This window comes from Ruegeria sp. SCP10, from assembly GCF_040329495.1.
GTDB lineage: Bacteria > Pseudomonadota > Alphaproteobacteria > Rhodobacterales > Rhodobacteraceae > Ruegeria.
Genome location: NZ_JBDZYF010000065.1, coordinates 1 through 899 on the forward strand (window position 1 = coordinate 1; position 899 = coordinate 899).

At 53.7% G+C, this 899-nt stretch carries 1 protein-coding gene; it reads left to right on the forward strand.

The window, feature by feature from the left end:
* On the forward strand, positions 1-899 hold an 899-nt coding region (locus ABLN87_RS22270; RefSeq protein ID WP_353014298.1), incomplete at both ends, for a hypothetical protein.

Below are 899 nucleotides of genomic sequence, written 5' to 3' on the forward strand. Positions count from 1 at the left end.
TATTCAGCATATGCTGCAGGCACTGGAACAGCCCCAAGCTACAATCAGGAAACCTGCCTCAAAAGTAACCCCGGAAGTACTTGATCAGATCAAGGCGCTGAGAGACCAGGGGGTGTGTATTGAAAAGATCAGCGCTGCGCTGAAAGAGGAGAACATTCAAATTAGCGCTGCGACGATCAACAGAGCACTTCGAGCGGATGTGGGCTTACCTGCGCGGAGTATGCCCAAAGCGGTGACCCGTGATATCCTGCAGATCATCCTCGACCTGAAATCTCAAAAACGCAGCAGCCAGGCAATCTCCGCGCATCTCGAAGCTGGTGGGATACATTTGTCAAAATCAGGAGTGGACACTGCGCTTAGAGTTGCTTCATTGCAATTTGGTGTGACCGCGGATTCAGAATCGTGGCGCAATTTCCGGGAGACGGGATATCAGCAGGCCTCCCCCAACATTCAGCACATGCTGCAGGCACTGGGACAGCCCCAAGCTACAATCAGGAAACCTGCCTCAAAAGTAACCCCGGAAGTGTTTGAGAAGATCAAGGCGCTGAGAGACCAGGGGGTGGCCTGTGAAGAGATCAGCGCTACGCTGAAAGAGGAGAACATTCAAATTAGCGCTGCGACGATCAAGAAAGCGCTTCGATTGGATGCGGGCTTACCTGCGCGGGGTATGCCCAAAGCGGTGACCCCTGATATCCTGCAGATCATCCTCGATCTGAAATCTCAAAAGCGCACCCATCAGGCAATCTCCGATCACCTCAAAGATAGGGGGGTACATTTGTCAACAACAGGCGTGGACCTGGCCTACCGCCTTGCCAGGCCCTTTCTGGATGACGATGCCCTGCAACTGGATGCCGCACCAGCAGCGGACTTCCAACAGACTGCAGAGGAAACCATGACCG